At 63.7% G+C, this 17,477-nt stretch carries 18 protein-coding genes and 1 other RNA gene; 7 read left to right on the top strand and 12 right to left on the bottom strand.

What is annotated here, in order from left to right:
- Positions 1-246 precede the first annotated feature (246 nt).
- Positions 247-723 (bottom strand): Lrp/AsnC family transcriptional regulator, encoded by a 477-nt coding sequence (locus AXYL_RS03830; RefSeq protein ID WP_013391516.1) that lies wholly within the window; start codon positions 721-723, stop codon positions 247-249.
- A gap of 156 nt (positions 724-879) precedes the next feature.
- Here AXYL_RS03830 and hppD point away from each other — a divergent pair, with 156 nt between their 5' ends.
- Positions 880-1,992: a 4-hydroxyphenylpyruvate dioxygenase gene (gene hppD, locus AXYL_RS03825; protein ID WP_013391515.1), complete on the top strand. Its 1,113-nt coding sequence runs from the start codon at positions 880-882 to the stop codon at positions 1,990-1,992.
- Between the two features lie 82 nt (positions 1,993-2,074).
- On the opposite strand, the gene msrA is transcribed toward hppD, so the two are convergent.
- From msrA to ilvD, 3 genes are all read right to left on the bottom strand, one after another.
- Positions 2,075-2,629 carry a peptide-methionine (S)-S-oxide reductase MsrA gene (msrA, locus tag AXYL_RS03820; protein WP_013391514.1) on the bottom strand — a complete coding sequence of 185 codons (555 nt, stop codon included), beginning with the start codon at positions 2,627-2,629 and terminating at the stop codon, positions 2,075-2,077.
- Between the two features lie 77 nt (positions 2,630-2,706).
- Positions 2,707-3,042: a c-type cytochrome gene (locus tag AXYL_RS03815; protein ID WP_013391513.1), complete on the bottom strand. Its 336-nt coding sequence runs from the start codon at positions 3,040-3,042 to the stop codon at positions 2,707-2,709.
- Positions 3,026-4,711, bottom strand: a complete 1,686-nt coding sequence (gene ilvD / locus AXYL_RS03810) for a dihydroxy-acid dehydratase (protein WP_013391512.1) — start codon at positions 4,709-4,711, stop codon at positions 3,026-3,028. Before ilvD ends, AXYL_RS03815 begins: the two co-directional genes overlap by 17 nt.
- A gap of 126 nt (positions 4,712-4,837) precedes the next feature.
- On the opposite strand from ilvD, the gene lgt reads away from it, so the two are divergent.
- On the top strand, positions 4,838-5,626 hold the full coding sequence (gene lgt / locus AXYL_RS03805) for a prolipoprotein diacylglyceryl transferase (protein WP_013391511.1): 789 nt from the start codon (positions 4,838-4,840) through the stop codon (positions 5,624-5,626).
- Here the strand turns inward: lgt and AXYL_RS03800 are convergent.
- The 4 genes from AXYL_RS03800 to AXYL_RS03790 all read right to left on the bottom strand — a co-directional run bounded on the left by AXYL_RS03800 (position 5,601) and on the right by AXYL_RS03790 (position 7,417).
- Positions 5,601-6,359, bottom strand: a complete 759-nt coding sequence (locus tag AXYL_RS03800) for an SIMPL domain-containing protein (protein ID WP_013391510.1) — start codon at positions 6,357-6,359, stop codon at positions 5,601-5,603. The two genes, lgt and AXYL_RS03800, sit on opposite strands and share 26 nt — an antisense overlap.
- 82 nt (positions 6,360-6,441) lie before the next feature.
- Positions 6,442-6,626, bottom strand: a non-coding RNA gene (ssrS, locus tag AXYL_RS34195) — 6S RNA.
- A 33-nt stretch (positions 6,627-6,659) separates the two neighbouring features.
- The gene (locus AXYL_RS03795; RefSeq protein ID WP_006388757.1) at positions 6,660-6,971 is read right to left on the bottom strand and encodes a cell division protein ZapA; all 312 of its coding nucleotides are present in this window, start codon (positions 6,969-6,971) and stop codon (positions 6,660-6,662) included.
- Positions 6,971-7,417, bottom strand: a complete 447-nt coding sequence (locus AXYL_RS03790; RefSeq protein ID WP_013391509.1) for a hypothetical protein — start codon at positions 7,415-7,417, stop codon at positions 6,971-6,973. The genes AXYL_RS03795 and AXYL_RS03790 overlap by 1 nt, the downstream gene beginning before the upstream one ends.
- 425 nt (positions 7,418-7,842) lie before the next feature.
- On the opposite strand from AXYL_RS03790, the gene AXYL_RS03785 reads away from it, so the two are divergent.
- The 4 genes from AXYL_RS03785 to AXYL_RS03770 all read left to right on the top strand — a co-directional run bounded on the left by AXYL_RS03785 (position 7,843) and on the right by AXYL_RS03770 (position 12,598).
- Entirely contained in the window at positions 7,843-8,307 is a 465-nt protein-coding gene (locus tag AXYL_RS03785) for a tripartite tricarboxylate transporter TctB family protein (RefSeq protein WP_013391508.1), read from the top strand.
- A 13-nt stretch (positions 8,308-8,320) separates the two neighbouring features.
- Complete coding sequence (locus tag AXYL_RS03780) at positions 8,321-9,826, top strand: tripartite tricarboxylate transporter permease (RefSeq protein WP_013391507.1); 1,506 nt, start codon at positions 8,321-8,323, stop codon at positions 9,824-9,826.
- Positions 9,827-10,011: 185 nt separating this feature from the next.
- The gene (locus tag AXYL_RS03775) at positions 10,012-11,616 is read left to right on the top strand and encodes a gamma-glutamyltransferase family protein (RefSeq protein WP_013391506.1); all 1,605 of its coding nucleotides are present in this window, start codon (positions 10,012-10,014) and stop codon (positions 11,614-11,616) included.
- 76 nt (positions 11,617-11,692) lie between these two features.
- Entirely contained in the window at positions 11,693-12,598 is a 906-nt protein-coding gene (locus AXYL_RS03770) for an NAD(P)-dependent oxidoreductase (RefSeq protein ID WP_013391505.1), read from the top strand.
- 65 nt (positions 12,599-12,663) lie between these two features.
- Here AXYL_RS03770 and AXYL_RS03765 read toward each other — a convergent pair whose 3' ends face one another.
- Complete coding sequence (locus tag AXYL_RS03765; protein ID WP_013391504.1) at positions 12,664-13,293, bottom strand: FMN-dependent NADH-azoreductase; 630 nt, start codon at positions 13,291-13,293, stop codon at positions 12,664-12,666.
- A gap of 152 nt (positions 13,294-13,445) precedes the next feature.
- Here AXYL_RS03765 and AXYL_RS03760 point away from each other — a divergent pair, with 152 nt between their 5' ends.
- The gene (locus AXYL_RS03760) at positions 13,446-14,381 is read left to right on the top strand and encodes a LysR family transcriptional regulator (RefSeq protein WP_013391503.1); all 936 of its coding nucleotides are present in this window, start codon (positions 13,446-13,448) and stop codon (positions 14,379-14,381) included.
- Here the strand turns inward: AXYL_RS03760 and AXYL_RS03755 are convergent.
- The 3 genes from AXYL_RS03755 to AXYL_RS03745 form a co-directional block, all read right to left on the bottom strand.
- Complete coding sequence (locus tag AXYL_RS03755; protein ID WP_041652201.1) at positions 14,375-15,304, bottom strand: 2-hydroxyacid dehydrogenase; 930 nt, start codon at positions 15,302-15,304, stop codon at positions 14,375-14,377. The two genes, AXYL_RS03760 and AXYL_RS03755, sit on opposite strands and share 7 nt — an antisense overlap.
- Positions 15,305-15,413: 109 nt before the next feature.
- On the bottom strand, positions 15,414-16,943 hold the full coding sequence (locus AXYL_RS03750) for a tripartite tricarboxylate transporter permease (protein ID WP_013391501.1): 1,530 nt from the start codon (positions 16,941-16,943) through the stop codon (positions 15,414-15,416).
- 6 nt (positions 16,944-16,949) lie between these two features.
- Positions 16,950-17,378, bottom strand: coding sequence for a tripartite tricarboxylate transporter TctB family protein (locus tag AXYL_RS03745; protein WP_041652198.1), 429 nt, complete (start codon positions 17,376-17,378; stop codon positions 16,950-16,952).
- Between the last annotated feature and the right edge of the window lie 99 nt (positions 17,379-17,477).

The following is a 17,477-nucleotide window of genomic DNA, read 5'->3' as shown; positions in this document are numbered from 1 at the left end:
AGCTTCCATTTCTGATCGCCTGGCGGCAGGTCGGCTTGGTTACCCATGCTGGCCTGTGTGCTTGCTTGGCTTCGCGCTTCAAAACTGCCGAATCGCGAAGGAGCGAGACTATAGCACGGAATTTTTCCTATGCTGCGGAGGTGGCACCCTTTTTTCAAGAAGATGAAGTTTTTAGGGGACGTACTAAAGCATCTGAAACGATCCAGCCGCCCACGCCTATATATAGAGGGCAGTAAGGCGCGGCAGCTACAGCCTAAGCTCCGTGGTTTCCTTGATCTGCTGAAGCGCGAAGAATGAGCGCATGTCGACCACGGCGGGATGCCGCATCAGCGTGTCCATGGCGAACCGGGAGAAATGCGCCAGGTCGGCGACCTGTATGCGCAGCAGGTAGTCCATGTCACCAGACATGGCGTAGCACTCGACCACCTCCGGCCAGAGTTGCACGTCGCGTGCGAAATCGCTCATTGGGGCATGACTGGAGCCGCTGTGCTTGTTCAGGCGGATATTCACGTAGGCGAGCAGGCCGAGGCCGACCTTCCCCGCGTCGATCAACGCGACGTACTTCTTGATGAACCCCTTCTCTTCGAGCCGGCGAACCCGGCGCAGGCAGGGACTGGGAGAGAGCGACACCCGGTCGGCCAGTTCCTGGTTGCTCAGGCGGCCATCTCGCTGCAGCTCAGCCAAAATCCGTATATCTGTCCTATCTAGCTCAATGTCAGACATTTTCAGCCCTGAATGTTTTCTGTACAGCAATATTATTGCTCAACCTAGCGGCTTTCGCGACATGTTTGCAATTGTCTGCCCGTCGTTCCTTCCTACAATCTCCGTCTAGACTTGAAGAACAAGTCGTCCTTAAAAACGATGCAAGGGAGCAGACTTATGAGCAGCGCTTTCCAACCCTGGGACAACCCGATGGGTACCGCCGGGTTCGAGTTCATTGAATATGCCGCGCCGGACCCCGCCGCGCTGCGCAAGGTGTTCGAACTGCTGGGCTTCAAGGCCATCGCCAAGCACCGCCACAAGGACGTGACGCTGTACCGTCAGGGCGGCGTGAACTTCCTGATCAACGCCGAACCGGATTCCTTCGCCCAACGTTTCGCCCGCCTGCATGGCCCGTCGATCTGTGCGATCGGCTTCCGTGTGCAGGACGCCAATGCCGCCTACAAGCGCGCGCTGGAGCTGGGCGCATGGGGTTTCGACTCGCATAGCGGCCCGATGGAGCTGAACATCCCGGCGATCAAGGGCATCGGCGATTCGCTGATTTATCTGGTGGATCGCTGGAGCGGCAAGGACGGCCACGGCGGCATCGGCGACATCAGCATCTATGACGTGGACTTCGTGCCCGTGGATCCGCAGAACGCCCAGGCCGATCTGCATCACCGCGGCGCCGGTCTGACGCTGGTGGACCACCTGACGCACAACGTGCACAAGGGCCGCATGGCCGAGTGGGCCGAATTCTACGAACGCCTCTTTAATTTCCGCGAAGTGCGCTACTTCGACATCGAGGGCAAAGTGACGGGCGTGAAGTCCAAGGCCATGACCTCGCCTTGCGGCAACATCCGCATTCCTATCAATGAGGAAGGCACGGAAGAGAAGGGCCAGATCCAGGAATACCTGGACCTGTACCGCGGCGAGGGCATCCAGCACATCGCCATGGCCACGGAAGACATCTACAGCACCATCGAAGCGCTGCGCCAGAACGGCGTGGTGTTCCTGGATACGCCGGAAACCTACTATGAACTGCTGGATCGCCGCCTGCCGAATCACGGCGAGGACGTGGCGCGCCTGCAGAAGAACCGCATCCTGCTGGATGGCGCCCCCGGCGGCGGCCTGCTGCTGCAGATCTTCACCGAAAACCAGATCGGCCCGATCTTCTTCGAGATCATTCAGCGCAAGGGCAACGACGGCTTCGGCGAAGGCAATTTCAAGGCCCTGTTCGAATCGATCGAGCTGGACCAGATGCGCCGCGGCGTGGTTAAGACCGTCGAGTAAAGACTTCCCCCGCCAGCGCCCGGTGCCCAGGCATCGGCGCTGGCTTTGAAACCTCACCTTTGGTGAGGTTTTTTTTCGCCTGCTACTTCTGCAGCCGGTCCTGGAACTGCTTGCGGAACTTGGCGACCTTGGGCGCGATCACGAACTGGCAGTAGCCTTGCTCGGGATGCAGGGCGAAGTAGTTGCTGTGATAGTCCTCGGCTTGCCAGAAGGTGGCGGGCGGCAACACGTGCGTCACGATAGGCGCATCGTAGATTTTCTGGGCTTCGACCTCCGCAATGACCGCTTGCGCCTGCTCGCGCTGCGTTTCGTTCTGCCAGAAGATGGCGGACTCGTATTGTGGGCCGACGTCGTTGCCCTGGCGGCCCGGGGTGGTGGGGTCGTGGGTCGCGAAGAACACGCGCAGCAAATCGCTGTAAGACAATTCGGCGGGGTCGAACTCGACGCGGGCCACTTCGATGTGGCCCGTGGCCTTCCCGCAGACCTGCTCGTAGCTGGGGTTGTCCACATGGCCGCCGCTGTAACCGGGCAGCACGCTCTTGACACCACGCAGCTCGGTGAACACCGCTTCGACGCACCAGAAGCAGCCGCCGCCGAGTACGGCGACTTCATTGCCCGGGGAGGGTTGTTCTGCCATGACGATTCCTTCCTGATAGGCGGCCGCGGACTGCGGCCAAGCGCCCCAGCTTACGCGCGGGACGCGAGAGAATAAGACTACTGCTTGGGCGGAGCCAGCGACAAGATCCATTCGGCGAGCGCGCGGGCGTCGTCCGGGCTGACCTGGGTTTGCGCGGGCATGGGCACGGCGCCCCAGGCGCCACGGCCGCCGCCGCGGATCTTGCCTGCCAGGTAGTCGACCATGGCGTCGCCCTGGCCCGCATAGCGTTCGGCCACGCTCTTGAGCGGCGGCCCCACGCGTTTGGCTTCGACCTGGTGGCAGGCCATACAGGCCTTGTTCTTGGCCAGATCCAAGCCGGTGGTTTGCGCTTGCGCCGCCCCCGCGCCCAGCACGCAGGCGGCGACCAACAACAGACTACTCTTCAAATGCATCGGTAACTGCCCCACGGCTCGCGGTGCTGGCGAGCTTGCCGAATTTGGCAAGCACACCGCGTGTATAACGCGGCCGGGGCTGCACCCAGGCCTGGCGACGAGCCGCCATTTCTTCGTCGCTGATATTGAGCTGCAACAGCAGCTTATGGGCATCGATGGTAACCGAATCGCCCTCGCGGATCAGCGCGATGGGACCGCCCACGAAGGCTTCCGGCGCAACGTGGCCCACGACCATGCCCCAGGTGCCGCCGGAAAAGCGTCCATCGGTGATCAGCCCCACGGTTTCGCCCAGCCCCTGGCCGACCAGCGCGGAGGTAGGCGCGAGCATTTCGCGCATGCCGGGACCGCCCTTGGGGCCTTCGTAGCGGATGACCACCACATCGCCATCACGGATCTCGCGCGCCATGATGGCGGTCATGGCGTCATCCTCGGAATCGAAGACGCGCGCCGGGCCCGTGATGACGGGATTCTTCAGGCCGGTGATCTTGGCGACACAGCCTTCAGGCGAGAGATTGCCCTTCAAGATGGCCAGATGCCCCTGCGGATAGAGCGCGCGGTCGAGCGGCATGATGACGTCCTGGTCCGCCCTGGGCGCATTGGGCACGCCGGCCAAGGTCTCGGCGATGGTCTTGCCGGTGATGGTGATGCAGTCCGCATGCAGCAAGCCCGCATTGAGCAGCAGCTTCATGACCTGCGGAATGCCGCCGGCGCGATGCAGATCGGTGGCGACGTATTTGCCGGACGGTTTCAGGTCGCACAGCACCGGCACGCGCTTGCGGATGCGTTCAAAGTCGTCGATGGTCCAGGGCACTTCCGCGGCATGCGCAATTGCCAGGAAGTGCAGCACGGCATTGGTGGAGCCGCCCGTAGCCATGATGACGGACACCGCATTTTCGATGGACTCGCGCGTGATGATGTCGCGCGGGCGCAGCCCTTTCCTGACCGCCTCGACCAGCACCCGAGCCGACTCCGCCGCGGAAGCGACCTTTTCCTCGTCCTCGTTGGCCATGGTGCTGGAGTACGGCAGGCTCATGCCCATGGCTTCGAACGCGGAGCTCATGGTGTTGGCGGTGTACATGCCGCCACAGGACCCCGAGCCCGGAATCGCGCATTTCTCTATTTGCTTGAAGTCCTCTTCGGGCATGCGGCCCATGGTGTATTCGCCCACCGCTTCGAAGACGGAGACGATGGTGAGATCGTTGCCCTTGTAATGGCCGGGTTTGATGGTGCCGCCATAGACATAGATGCCGGGCACGTTGGTGCGCGCCAGCGCGATCATCCCGCCGGGCATGTTCTTGTCGCAGCCGCCGATCACCACCACGCCGTCCATCCACTGCCCTTGCGCGGCGGTCTCGATGCAGTCGGCGATGACTTCGCGGGACACCAGCGAGTACTTCATGCCCTCGGTGCCCATGGACATGCCGTCGGAAATGGTGGGCGTGCCGAACACCTGGGGATTGGCGCGCGATGCGCGAATGGCGTCGATGGCGGCATCGGCCAGGCGCTGCAGGCCGCTATTGCAAGGCGTGATGGTCGAATGGCCATTGGCCACGCCGATCATGGGATTTTCGAAATCGGCCTCTTGATAGCCCAGCGCGTAGTACATGGCGCGATTGGGTGCGCGCGCGACACCGTGGGTGATATGGCGGGAACGTTCGTTGTGCGGCATGGTCTGTCTCCTGTCGGCCGACGGGGCTCGGACATGGCGACCGCCCCGGGGGAACTGGCTCGCTTGCGCGCGAATCTTCAATGTTCGCCGGTTATTATCATTCAACTTTATTGTGTCGGGCAGAACATGCTGCAATATCCCCAATTTGATCCCGTCGCCCTGCAGATCGGGCCGCTAGCCATCCACTGGTACGGACTGATGTACCTGGTGGGCTTTGCCCTGGTGTACCTGCTGGGACGCCGGCGCATCACCAGCGGCCACACCACATCGCTGAACGTGAAGGACCTGGAAGACCTGATCTTCTATAGCGTGCTGGGCGTGGTGGTGGGCGGACGGCTAGGCTATGTACTGTTCTACAAGCCTTCGTATTACCTGTCCCATCCGCTGGAAGTGGCGTACCTGTGGCAGGGCGGCATGTCGTTCCATGGCGGCTTGATCGGCGTGATCGTGGTGATGCTGCTGTTCGCGCGCAAGAAGAAGCTGCCGTTCTTTGCGGTCAGCGATTTCATTGCACCGCTGATTCCGTTGGGGCTGGGCTTCGGCCGCCTGGGCAACTTCATCAATGGCGAGCTCTGGGGCCGGCCCACCGATGTGCCGTGGGCCATGGTGTTTCCTGGCAGCGGCGACGGCCTGGCGCGCCACCCTTCGCAGCTCTATGAACTGGGCCTGGAAGGCATCGTGCTGTTTGCGCTGCTGTGGTGGTTTTCGAGCAAGCCGCGCCCGCTGGGACAGGTGAGCGGGCTCTTCCTGATGGGCTACGGAACGTTCCGCTTCCTGGTGGAATTCACCCGCGAGCCGGACAACTTCCTGGGCCTGCTCGCGGGCGGTTTGAGCATGGGACAGTGGCTGTCCGTGCCGATGGTCGCCCTGGGCGCCATCATGTTCAGCCTTACTGCAAAACGATCGTCCCGTTGACTGCGATGCTGACCGTGACGTTGCCCGCTTCCAGCGGCACGTCCGGACTGTAGCCGCCAGAACCGTCCTTGGCCATCGCCGCCGCGCCCATCGTGCGCGGCATTGGCATCGGGCCGCCCGAGCCGCCCAACTCCAACTTGGAAAGGCGATAGCCCGAGAAACCGAAGGCGTTGGCCGCAGCCAGCGCGCGGTCCTTGAAGGCTTGCGCGGCTTCCTTGAGCAGCTTGCGTTCTTCGGCCTCGCGCGCTTCGCGCGACAGCAGGAAGCTGATGTGGGAGATGGCGGTCTTGTCGGACAGCTTGGAGGCCAGCGCGGCCGCGGCTTCGAAGTCTTTGGATTCCAAGATCACTTCGCCCTGGCCGCGCCAGGAACCGATCCTGCCCTTGCTGGAAGTGCTCGGCCAGACGTTGTAGCCGCCGGTGCGCACTTCCACGCCCTTGACGTCGCGCGCACGCTTGACCACGTCGTCCAGGAGCGTGCTCAGCTTCTTGCCTGCGGCGGGCTGGTCGGGCGCCTCGATTTCGACGGACAGCGTAATGCGGACGGTGTCCTGCTTGACCTCGGAAGACGCATTGGCCTGCAAAGTCAGTTCCGGCGCACGGCTAGCCGTCGCTTCGGCCGCGGCGGCGGGCGCCTGGGTCTGCGCATGCGCGAGCGGCGCGGCGCTCAGAGCGGCCACGGTTGCGCACGCCGCGCCGAGTTTGGTCAGCGAGAAAACTGGGTGTTTGAACATGGACTGGTCCTAGGAGGGAGGACGAAGAGGGAGTGGTGAGGCGCCCGGGGCGGACCTGCTCTTATGGCAGGCCCGCTGGGATAGATGCCCCGCCTGTGCCGTCAAGGCCGGCATCTCGAACCCTGAGGTTCAAGGTGGTCGCGTTCCGAAGAGCGTCGGGTTCGTCTACGGGAGACGATCACTCCAGCTCTGCACTCCCGCAACCAATATGCCAAAAGACATAGGTTCAGAGAATGTATGGCCTAGTCACGAACACGGCAGGGACAAACTGAAAATACTTGAATACTGCTTTATGAACGGTTAGAGCAGTTTTTCCTGACCCGACAAGGCGTCATCGAGTACTGCGTTCATGTCCTCGATTCTACGCTTGAAGTCGCCGACCGCCAAACCGCCCAGAGGACCATCGGGCGCTTTCATGGCGAGCAGCTCGCCCGCGACTTGCAGCGCGGCCATCACGGCGATGCGTTCGTTGCTGGAGACCTTGCCCGTGCCCTGGATGCGCAGCATCAGTTGGTCCACGTGGCGCACGGCGGCCAGCAGCGTCGGTTTCTCTTCGGCGGAACATGCCAGGGAATAGTCGCGCCCCAGTATGGTGACATCTACGCGTTCCATCAGTGTTGCTCTCCAGACGGTGCGCCCGGCAGACGGGCCAGCACGGCGTCAATACGCTCGCGGGCCGATGCGGCAGCCACGCGCAAGCGCTGTAATTCGGTGTCGCGGGTCTGCAGATTGCCCTGCAGTTCGGTTTCCCTGGCGGAGAAACGCGATTCGAGCGATTGGCGCTCGGAAGTTTCGCGAGCCAATTGCTCACGCAGCGAGGCTTCAGCCTGCTGGGCTTGCTCGAGCATGGCGGTGACCGCCCCGTCGTTGTCCTGAAGCTTGCTCTGTAGCGTGACGATCTCGGCCTCGCGCTCGGCGGCGCGCTGCTTGAGCACACGCTGCTCGGCTTCGGTGTCGTTCAGGCGTTGGCGCAACGCGTCACGCTCTGCGTGGAGTTGGCGGGTGCGTTGCACCAGTTGCCCGATGCGGGCGGCGAGTTGGTCTAGATCTTGCAGCATGGGCGCTATCGTAAACCATCCTGAGTTGAACGGGGTCTCTTCACGCAAGGTGAGAAACCCGGCAATATTCAGTAGGATTTATCCCTCACTCATACGAAAGCCACGCATCCGGCCGATCCTGCTTTCGCCTTTCTTTCTATAAACTTTCACTTAGCTTTCAAAAAGCCCTCAAACTTCCTGACCCGTTACAACTCGGGGTCGGGAGTTCCCGAATTTTAGGGAAAACCCCAGCCTTTCACCGACCTTACAGGGTTTGCAGCGTGGCGGGCGTCCATTACCATTCGCCCTTTCAAGAATCCCAGCCTTACCTTTCATAAGAACAAACGGCACCCCGAAGTGCCTTTTTTGTGCCTGTCACTCGCCTGTCGGCGGGAGTGGCCACAGACCTTTTTTATCTACATGCTGTAAACAGGAGCCAACCAATCATGCAGCTACGCAATCGACAGGACTTCTGGTCGGGGGTGATGTTCATCGCCCTAGGACTGGGATTCGCCTGGCAGGCCAGCAGCTACCAAATGGGTACTGCCGCCCGAATGGGCCCAGGGTATTTTCCTTTCTGGCTAGGCATTGTTCTGGCATTGCTGGGCGCCATCGTGCTGCTTGGCTCGATGTCCAAGAAGGCGCACGACACCCACGTCGACAAGTTCGACTGGCGCATCGTGTTCCTGGTGGTCGGATCGGTCGTGCTCTACGGCTTCATCCTCAAGCTGCTGGGCATCTACATCTCGGTATTCGTCCTGGTTGTCGTCAGCAGCCTGGCCAGCCACGAGTTCAGCCTGAAGGTCGCCGTCGCCAACGGCATCTTCCTGGTGCTGTTCTCGTATCTGGCATTCGTCAAGGGGCTGGGGCTGATTTTCCCGCTGTGGCCGTCGTTTCTGGGCATGAACTAAGGAGCACCCGGTCATGGAATTGTTTGACAACCTGATGTTGGGCTTCTCGGTGGCGTTTACGCCCGAGAACCTGCTTTACGCACTGCTGGGCTGCATTCTGGGCACGCTGATCGGCGTGCTGCCGGGCATCGGCCCCGTCCCGACCATCGCCATGCTGCTGCCGATCACGTACGTGCTGCCCCCGGTAGCCGGCCTGATCATGCTGGCAGGCATCTACTACGGCGCCCAATACGGCGGCTCCACGACGGCAATTCTTGTGGCTTTGCCAGGGGAAACGTCCGCGGTGGTGACCGTGCTGGACGGTCACCAGATGGCCCGCAACGGCCGTGCTGGCGCCGCGCTGGCGATCGCCGCGCTGGGTTCGTTCTTCGCAGGCTGCGTGGCCACGCTGCTGCTGGCTGCCTTCGCGCCCCCGCTGGCTGAAGTCGCGTTCAAGTTCGGCCCCGCCGAGTACTTCTCGCTGATGTGCCTGGGCCTGGTCGGCGCCGTGGTGCTGGCTTCGGGTTCGCTGCCCAAGGCTATCGCGATGATCCTGCTGGGCCTGCTGCTGGGCATGGTCGGCACCGACGTGAACTCGGGCGTTGCCCGCTTCGACTTCGGCATCCCCGAGCTGCAGGACGGCATCGACTTCGCCATCGTGGCCATGGGCGTGTTCGGCTTCGCCGAAATCATGACCAACCTCGAGCAGAAGGAAAACCGCGTCGACATCACCGACAAGATCGGCTCGCTGTATCCCAACAAGCAGGAATTCAAGGAAGCCGCTCCCGCCGTGCTGCGCGGCACGGCCCTGGGTTCGGCCCTGGGCATCCTGCCGGGCGGTGGCGCCGTGTTGTCGTCGTTCGCTTCCTACACGCTGGAAAAGAAGATCTCGAAGAACCCGGAACGCTTCGGCAAGGGCCACCCGGCCGGCCTGGCTGGCCCGGAATCGGCGAACAACGCTGCGGCCCAGACCTCGTTCATCCCGCTGCTGACCCTGGGCATCCCGGGCAACGCCGTGATGGCGCTGATGGTCGGCGCGATGACCATCCACAACATCCAGCCCGGCCCGCAAGTCATGACGAGCCACCCGGAGCTGTTCTGGGGCCTGATCGCCTCGATGTGGATCGGCAACCTGATGCTGGTGGTGCTGAACCTGCCGCTGATCGGCCTGTGGGTCAAGCTGCTGAAGGTGCCCTACCGCATCCTGTTCCCGGCGATTCTGGTGTTCTGCACGATCGGGGTGTACTCGTTGAACTACAACACGTTCGACATCTTCACCACCGCCATCTTCGGCATCATCGGCTACGTCTGGTCCAAGCTGAAGTGCGAAGGTGCACCGCTGCTGCTGGGCTTGGTGCTGGGCCCCATGATGGAAGAGAACTTCCGTCGCGCCCTGCTGCTGTCGCGCGGCGACTTCACGACCTTCGTGACGCGTCCGCTGTCGGCCTCGCTGCTGGCCATCGCCGTCTTCCTGGTGATCCTGGTGGCGCTGCCTGCGATCCGCAAGAAGCGCGAAGAGACCTTCGTCGAAGAAGAGTAAAGCGCAGCCTGCCGCTCAGCGGCAGTCTCGCCCTGAAAACCCCCGGGTTCCGCCCGGGGGTTTTTCTTTGTGCGCGCGGAATTCAGTCCGACAAACGCTACGGATCGATACGACTCAATACGAAGTATGTTCAAACGCAGTTCGCGTACGTTAAGCTAGGGGTTTACCCCACGCGACGATTCGAGATGAATTTCAACTGGAACAACCCCTATCCCACCATCCGGCGCCCGGTGTTCGCGCGCAACGTGGTCGCCACCTCGCAGCCGCTGGCCGCGCAGGCGGGCCTCCGGATCCTGGCGCAAGGCGGCAATGCCGTCGACGCGGCGATCGCCGCGGCCGCCACGCTGGCCCTGACGGAGCCGGTCAGCAACGGGCTGGGATCGGACTGTTTCGCCATCGTCTGGGACGGCTCCAAACTGCATGGGCTGAATGCCTCGGGCACGGCGCCGGCCGGGTGGAACATGGATTACTTCCGGCGCAAGCATCAGGGCGCCATCCCGGCCCGGGGCTGGGACAGCGTGACGGTGCCGGGCTGCGTGGCCGGCTGGGCCGCCCTGCATGAAAAACTGGGCCGCCTGGCCTTTGCCGACGTGCTGGCGCCCGCCATCGAGTACGCCGAGCGCGGCTTTGCCGTGTCACCCGTCGTGCAAGAGAAATGGGCGGCGCAAGCCGATGTCCTGCAGCCGCAGCCGGGCTTCGCCGAGCATTTCCTGCCGCGCGGGCGCGCGCCGCAGGTCGGCGAGCACTTCGTGCTGCAGGGCGCGGCCTCCACCCTCAAGCGCATCGCGGCCAGCGGAGGCAGGGACTTCTACGAAGGCGAAACCGCCCACAAGCTGGTGGCGCATGCCCAGGCCCACGACGCCGCCCTGACGCTGGCTGATCTGCGCGATTACGCGCCGCAATGGGTCACGCCTATCAGCCAGGCGTATCGCGGCCACACACTGCATCAGATTCCACCCAATGGCCAGGGCATCGCCGCCCTGATCGCCCTGGGCATCCTGCAAAACTTCGACGTGGCGGCCCGCCCGGTAGATCATCCAGAGACGCAGCACCTGCTGATCGAGGCGATGAAACTGGCCTTCGCCGACGTCTACGATCACGTGGCCGATGCCCGCCACATGCGCGTCACGCCCGAACAGATGCTGGCCGCGGACTATCTGGCGCAGCGTGCACACCTGATTGACCCCAACGCGGCGCAGGCCCCTGCCGCCGGCCATGCGCCGCGCGGCGGCACTGTCTACCTGACCGCGGCCGACAAGTGCGGCATGATGGTCAGCTTCATCCAGTCGAACTACATGGGTTTTGGTTCCGGCGTGGTGGTGCCGGGCACCGGCGTCAGCCTGCAGAACCGCGGTCATTGCTTCAGTACCGATCCCGGCCACCCCAATGCGGTGGCCGGCGGCAAGCGCCCTTTCCACACCATCATCCCCGGTTTCCTGATGCGCAATGGCGCCCCCGTCATGAGCTTCGGGGTCATGGGAGGCAATATGCAGCCCCAGGGGCAGGTGCAGGCGCTGGTGCGGATGCTGGACTATGGGCAGCAGCCGCAAGCCGCCTGCGACGCGCCTCGCTGGAAATGGAACCACGGACTGTCATTGGATGTAGAGGCCGGCCTGGCCCCGGCGGTCGCCGAGGGACTGCGCGCCCGCGGCCACGTGCTCGAAAGCATGGCCGATCCCTACATGGATTTCGGATCGGGGCAATTCATCTGGCGCCTGGGCGACCCGGCCGTCGACGGATATGTCAGCGCCAGCGACAGCCGGCGCGATGGACTCGCCGCGGGCTTTTGATTGCGTTAAGGTTAGGGCCTGTTAACAGGCGCCAGCGCCCCTGATGCCCCTAACTTCATAAAGCGGAGTTCCCTGCATGGCAACGATCGGTACCAAGAGCTACGACGCTGTCGTAGCCCAGAAAGTCACTTTCCTCGGTTTGGGCGTGATGGGCCTGCCCATGGCCGGCCATCTGGCGCGCGCGGGACACGAGGTCACGGTCTACAACCGCTCGCCCGCCAAGGCGCAGGCCTGGGTCGCCGAGTTCGGCGGCAAGAGCGCGGCCACGCCGCGCGAAGCCGTGGCCGGCGCGCAGATCGTGTTCGCCTGCGTGGGCAATGACGATGACCTGCGCAGCGTGGTGCTGGGACCGGACGGCGCCTTCGCCGGCATGGCGCCGGGCGCGGTCTTCGTCGACCACACCACCGCATCCGCCGACGTGGCGCGCGAGCTCTACGCGCAAGCCAAGGACCTGGGCCTGAATTTCATCGACGCCCCGGTGTCGGGCGGACAGGCGGGCGCGGTCAATGGCGTGCTGACCATCATGTGCGGCGGCGAACAGGCCGTGTTCGATGCGATCAAGCCCGTGGCACAGTCTTTCGGCCGCGCCGTCACGCTGGTTGGCCCCCCGGGAGCTGGCCAACTGGCCAAGATGGTCAACCAGATCTGCATCGCGGGCGTGGTGCAGGGCCTGTCCGAAGCCATCGCTTTCGGCCAGGCGGCCGATCTGGACATGAAACTCGTGCTGGACGTGATCAGCAAGGGCGCGGCGCAGAGCTGGCAGATGGAAAATCGCGGCGGGACCATGGTCGACGACAAGTTCGAGTTCGGTTTCGCGGTGGACTGGATGCGCAAGGATCTGGGCCTGGTGCTGGCCGAAGCCCGCCACAACGGCGCACGCCTGCCCCTGACGGCGCTGGTGGACCAGTTCTATGGCGACGTCCAGAAGATGGGCGGCAGCCGCTGGGATACGTCCAGCCTGATCAAGCGCCTGCGCGACTGAGCCCTGCCCCCGCGGCAAGAAAAAAGGCGAGCCATGAGGCTCGCCTTTGCTTTTGGGGCCTGCGCTTACGCGGCCAGGCTGTCCTGTTGCGCGACGGGCAGCAGCGCATCGATACGCTGCTTGGCCTGCGCAATGCCTTCCAGCGCAGCCACTTCGCCCATGGCCATGCCTTCGGCGGCGATGAAGTTGACGTCGGTCATGCCCAGGAAGGCGAGCATCTGGCGCAGATAAGGCGTCAGCGTATCCGAGGGCGTGCCTTCGGCCTTGCCGCCGCGGGCGGTCAGCACAAACACCTGCTTGCCCTTGACCAGACCTTCCGGCACGCCTTCGGCGGTATAGCGGAAGGTGATGCCGGCGCGCGCCAGATGGTCGAGATAGCTCTTGAACTGCGCCGGCATGTTGAAGTTGTAGACCGGAACGGCGAAGACGATGCGATCGGCCTCCATCACTTCGGCGACCAGCGTGTCACTCATCTCAACCAGGCGTTGCTGTTCCACGCTGCGGGCATCCGCCGGGGTAAACAGCGCGCCGGCGGTGTTGCCGTCGAAGTACGGGATGGGTTGCGCGCCAAGGTCACGGACCTTGATGGCCGCGGCCGGGTTGGACGCCTTGACGCGGTTGATCAGGTGATCGGCCAATTGCTTGCTGTTGGAACGATCGCCGAGAATAGAGGAAAGGATAACCAGGGTCTTCATTGCAAATTTCTCCAGTGAGGGCCCGCTCGCTGCGGGCGGTCAGGATCCGTAGGCTTTGATCAGATCCCGAGTGCATGGCGTCACTGTAGACGGCTTAATTGTTCACATAAATACGGTTATGATGAACTATTCGTTCCAGGCATAGAACAATCATGCAAGATCTCAATGACCTCTATTACTTCTCCCAGGTGGTCGAACAGGGAGGTTTCAGCGCGGCGGCCAGGGCGCTGGACATTCCGAAATCCCGCTTGTCGCGCCGGATCTCGCACCTGGAGGAAAGCCTGGGCGTACGCTTGTTGCAACGCACGACGCGCCGCTTGCGCCTGACCTCGGCTGGCGAACGCTATTTGCACTATTGCCGCGAAATGGCCGCCTCGGCGCGCGCGGCGGACGACGCCATGCGGCAGTTGCAGGCGGAGCCCACCGGCCCTGTGATCGTGAGCTGCCCGGTGTCCATCGCGCAGGACGTGCTGTCGCCGCTGCTGCCCGAGTTCCTGGACGCCTGGCCCGCCGTGTCGGTGCAATTGCTGGTGACCAACCGCCGCGTGGACCTGATCCGCGAAGGCGTGGACCTGGCCCTGCGCGTACGCACCAAGCTGGATACGGACGCCGAGCTGGTCGTGCGCCACTTCGGCACGGCGCGCGGCACGCTGGTCGCCAGCCCCAGCTACCTGCAGCGCCACGGCACGCCCGATACGCCGCAGGATCTCGCCACGCATACCACGCTGAGTTTCAGCGATCCGCAAAACGAAGTGCGCTGGCCGTTGCGCAACGACAAGGGCGAAGAGGTGCACATTGAATTGAAGCCGCAGCTGTCCTGCAACGACTTCATCGTGCTGACCGAGGCCGCGGTGCGGGGCCGCGGCATCGCCCTGCTGCCTTCTATCGCCACGCACGAACAGCTGCGGCGCGGCCAACTGGTGCAGGTCCTGCCGCAGTGGCAGTCGCCCGAAGGCATCGTGCATTGCATCTATCCGTCGCGGCGGGGCATGATGCCCGCCGTGCGCGCCCTGCTCGATTTCCTGTCGGAGCGCCTGCCCGCCATGTACCAGCGGCTGGAAAAGGCCCCGCTGCCCCCGGCTCAGTAGCCGCGCGAGCGGTCCACCACGCCGCTGATGGATTCGCCGCGCTGCAGTTGCGCAACCTTGTCCGCGATCTGCCGGATGCTTTCGTCGCGCAAGGTGCGCGCCGCGATATGCGGCGTGACGTGCACGCGCGCATCGCGCCAGAACGCATGGTCCTTGGGCAAGGGCTCGGTGTGGAAGACGTCCAGCGTGGCGCCGTCGATCTCGCCTTCTTCAAGCATCTGCACCAGATCGTCTTCGACCAGATGTTCGCCGCGGCCCACGTTGACCAGATGCGCATGCGGCAGAAGCTGCGACAGCGTGTCGCGATTGAGGATGCCGATCGTGTCCGGCGTGAGCGGCAGCACGTTCACCAGGAAGCGCGTGCGGGCCAGGAACGCCGGCAAGGCGGCTTCGCCCGCGTAGGACTCCACGCCCGGGATCTCGCGCGGCGAACGCGACCAGCCGGCCACGGGATAGCCAAACTGGGCCAGGATCTGCGCCACGCGCGCGCCCACCTGCCCCAGCCCCAGCACGCCGACCGGCCAGTCCGCCTGGCGCGAGCCTTCGCGAGTGTCCCAATGCTGGCGCGCCTGCGCATGATCGAAGTCTTCGAAATCGCGCGAGACGCGCAGCAGCGCGTACAGCGCGTACTCGGCCATCTGCACCGACATGCCCGCGTCCTCCAGGCGGACGATGCGCACATGCGGCGGGATCTCGGGCATCTTCAGCAAGGCATCGACGCCGGCGCCCAGATTGAACAGCGTCTTCAGGCCGGTCTCGTGCGCGAAGAGCTCTGCCGGCGGACGCCAGACCAAGGCGGCTTCCGCGCCCGAGGGCGGGCCGTCAGGGTTCCACACGGAGATGCGACAGCCGGGCATGGCGGCTTCCAGGAGCGGAACCCAGGCGGCGGGATCGTGGTGGGGGCAGGCAAAGAGTATGTGCATGATGGCTCTGAGTGCAGGCTCGGGAAGGCTCAAGCATGAGGGATGCCGCCCCACAAATCAAACGGCCCGGCAGATTGCCGGGCCGTGTTCAGGCTGAGGGCTGCCGCGCTCAGGCCGCTTGCGGCACCTCGGGCTTGCTCTTGTCCTTGTTCTTGTTGCGGCGCAGGAATGCCCACACTTGCAGGAAGATCAGCAAGGCGCTTGCGCCAATGAACCAGGCGCTGATCGGCCGTTCCACGAATACCGCCAGATCGCCGCGGGACAGCAACAGCGCGCGGCGGAAGTTCTCTTCGACCATCGGCCCCAGCACGAAGCCGAGCAGGATGGGCGCGACGGAAAACTCCAGCGTCATCAGGATCGCGCCGATCACGCCGAACGCCAGCACTTCCCATATCTGGAAGAGGCTGTTCTGCGTGCTGAACACGCCCACCGCGATGAAGAACAGCGCTGACGGGAACAGGTAGCGGTACGGCACCTGCAGCAGTTTCACCCACACGCCGATCAGCGGCACGTTCAGCACCATGAGCAGCACATTACCCACCCAGAAGCTGGCGATCAGGCCCCAGAAGATGTCCGGATGCTCGGTGATCAGCTGCGGGCCGGGCTGGATGCCCTGGATCAGCAGCGCGCCCAGGATCAGCGCCATCACCGCGTCGCCGGGAATGCCCAGGCTCATCGTGGGGATGAAGTCGACCTGCGTCTTGGAGTGCGAAGAGGCTTCGGGCGACGCCACGCCGGCGATCATGCCGGTGCCGAACTTCTCGGGCGTCTTGGAGATCTTGCGCTCCAGCGCATAGGCCACGAAAGTGGTGATGGTGGGACCGGTGCCGGGCATGGCGCCGAACAGCGTGCCCACCGCCGTGCCGCGGACCATGGGCCAGAAAGCAGTCTTGAGTTCCTGCTTGCTGGGCCGCATGTCGCGCAGGCGCAGCTTGGCGCCGCTGCCGATGATGGTCATGCGGTTGACGCTCATCAGGAAGTCGGCCACGCCGAACAGGCCCATCGAAATCGCCACCAGTTCCAGGCCGTCGGACAGGTCCAGCAGACCGAAGGAGAAGCGGATGGTGCCGGTGTTCACGTCCGTGCCCACCACGCCGCACATCAGGCCGAACAAGGTCATTGCCACGCCCTTGAGCGGCGAGCCGCGCGACATCGTGGCGCCTGCCAGCAGACCCAGCAGCATGATCGAGAAAATCTCGGTCGGACCGAACTTGAACGCGACTTCCACCAGCAGCGGCGAGGCGAAGATCATGACGATGATCCCCACCGATGCGGCGAAGAACGAACAGATCATCGTGATGCCCAACGCTGTTCCGCCCTTGCCCTGCTTGGTCAGCGGATAGCCGTCCAGGCAGGTGACCGCGTGCGGCGGATGCGAAGGCAGATTCAGCAGGATCGCGCCAATGGCGCCGCCGTACTGCGAACCATAGAAAATGCCGGCCAGCATCAGGATGGCGGGCACTGGATGCATCACGTAGGTCAGCGGCAGCAGAATGGAAATGGCTGACAGCGCGCCCATGCCGGGCAGCACGCCGATGAGGTTGCCCACCAGCACGCCGAAGAACGACCACATCAGGTTATGCCACTGGAAGGCAACGCCGAAGCCGTACCAGAGGTCCATCAAGGATTGCGAAATCATGGCGCTTCAACCCCAGCGAAACAGCGGAAGCTGCAGCTGCAGCGCCCACCAGAAGACGACGACCGCGATGGCGGTCATGGCGACCGAAAGCAGGATGGCCTGCTTGATCGTGTTCTTGCGGTCGCCCAGCGCAGAAATGAATACGATGGCGAACGTGGCGGGCAGCAAGCCGCCGTAATGGCCCAGCAGCAGGAAAGCCAGGATGCCCAGCAGGATGCAGGCGCCGCCGCGGAAATCCGGCAGTCCATGGCCGTGGCCGTCGCCGGGTGGCGGCGCGGACGATTCGCCCGAGCGCGCCGAGATAGCGATCAGCACGCCGGTCAGCGCCAGCAGACCGCCGAGCGCCGCAGGGAAAAAGCCGGGTCCCATGTGGCTCAGGGAGCCGATGTGATAGTCGGTCCCGCCGTAGATTGCCCCCAGCCCGATGAGGACCATCAGCGCTCCGCCGTAATAGTCCTTTCTATTGATTGTCTTTTGCACTTCATCCTCCTTCGTGGTGCGGTCCGCGCGCCTGCCCGGGGATGTGCCGCTCGA

The sequence above is a fragment of the Achromobacter xylosoxidans A8 genome (assembly GCF_000165835.1).
GTDB lineage: Bacteria > Pseudomonadota > Gammaproteobacteria > Burkholderiales > Burkholderiaceae_B > Achromobacter > Achromobacter xylosoxidans_B.
Note: the sequence above shows the minus strand (reverse complement) of the source record. Positions and strands in the feature narration are given on the sequence as shown.

Bases quoted from the DNA above. Each gene is read 5' to 3' on its own strand.
- AXYL_RS03800 (WP_013391510.1), bottom strand. From the start codon at position 6,359: ATGTTCAAACACCCAGTTTTCTCGCTGACCAAACTCGGCGCGGCGTGC.
- AXYL_RS03795 (WP_006388757.1), bottom strand. From the start codon at position 6,971: ATGGAACGCGTAGATGTCACCATACTGGGGCGCGACTATTCCCTGGCA.
- AXYL_RS03815 (WP_013391513.1), bottom strand. From the start codon at position 3,042: ATGCATTTGAAGAGTAGTCTGTTGTTGGTCGCCGCCTGCGTGCTGGGC.
- AXYL_RS03755 (WP_041652201.1), bottom strand. From the start codon at position 15,304: ATGCACATACTCTTTGCCTGCCCCCACCACGATCCCGCCGCCTGGGTT.
- AXYL_RS03750 (WP_013391501.1), bottom strand. From the start codon at position 16,943: ATGATTTCGCAATCCTTGATGGACCTCTGGTACGGCTTCGGCGTTGCC.
- AXYL_RS03785 (WP_013391508.1), top strand. From the start codon at position 7,843: ATGCAGCTACGCAATCGACAGGACTTCTGGTCGGGGGTGATGTTCATC.
- AXYL_RS03775 (WP_013391506.1), top strand. From the start codon at position 10,012: ATGAATTTCAACTGGAACAACCCCTATCCCACCATCCGGCGCCCGGTG.
- AXYL_RS03780 (WP_013391507.1), top strand. From the start codon at position 8,321: ATGGAATTGTTTGACAACCTGATGTTGGGCTTCTCGGTGGCGTTTACG.
- hppD (WP_013391515.1), top strand. From the start codon at position 880: ATGAGCAGCGCTTTCCAACCCTGGGACAACCCGATGGGTACCGCCGGG.
- AXYL_RS03790 (WP_013391509.1), bottom strand. From the start codon at position 7,417: ATGCTGCAAGATCTAGACCAACTCGCCGCCCGCATCGGGCAACTGGTG.
- AXYL_RS03770 (WP_013391505.1), top strand. From the start codon at position 11,693: ATGGCAACGATCGGTACCAAGAGCTACGACGCTGTCGTAGCCCAGAAA.
- lgt (WP_013391511.1), top strand. From the start codon at position 4,838: ATGCTGCAATATCCCCAATTTGATCCCGTCGCCCTGCAGATCGGGCCG.
- ilvD (WP_013391512.1), bottom strand. From the start codon at position 4,711: ATGCCGCACAACGAACGTTCCCGCCATATCACCCACGGTGTCGCGCGC.
- AXYL_RS03765 (WP_013391504.1), bottom strand. From the start codon at position 13,293: ATGAAGACCCTGGTTATCCTTTCCTCTATTCTCGGCGATCGTTCCAAC.
- msrA (WP_013391514.1), bottom strand. From the start codon at position 2,629: ATGGCAGAACAACCCTCCCCGGGCAATGAAGTCGCCGTACTCGGCGGC.
- AXYL_RS03830 (WP_013391516.1), bottom strand. From the start codon at position 723: ATGTCTGACATTGAGCTAGATAGGACAGATATACGGATTTTGGCTGAG.
- AXYL_RS03760 (WP_013391503.1), top strand. From the start codon at position 13,446: ATGCAAGATCTCAATGACCTCTATTACTTCTCCCAGGTGGTCGAACAG.
- AXYL_RS03745 (WP_041652198.1), bottom strand. From the start codon at position 17,378: ATGGTCCTCATCGGGCTGGGGGCAATCTACGGCGGGACCGACTATCAC.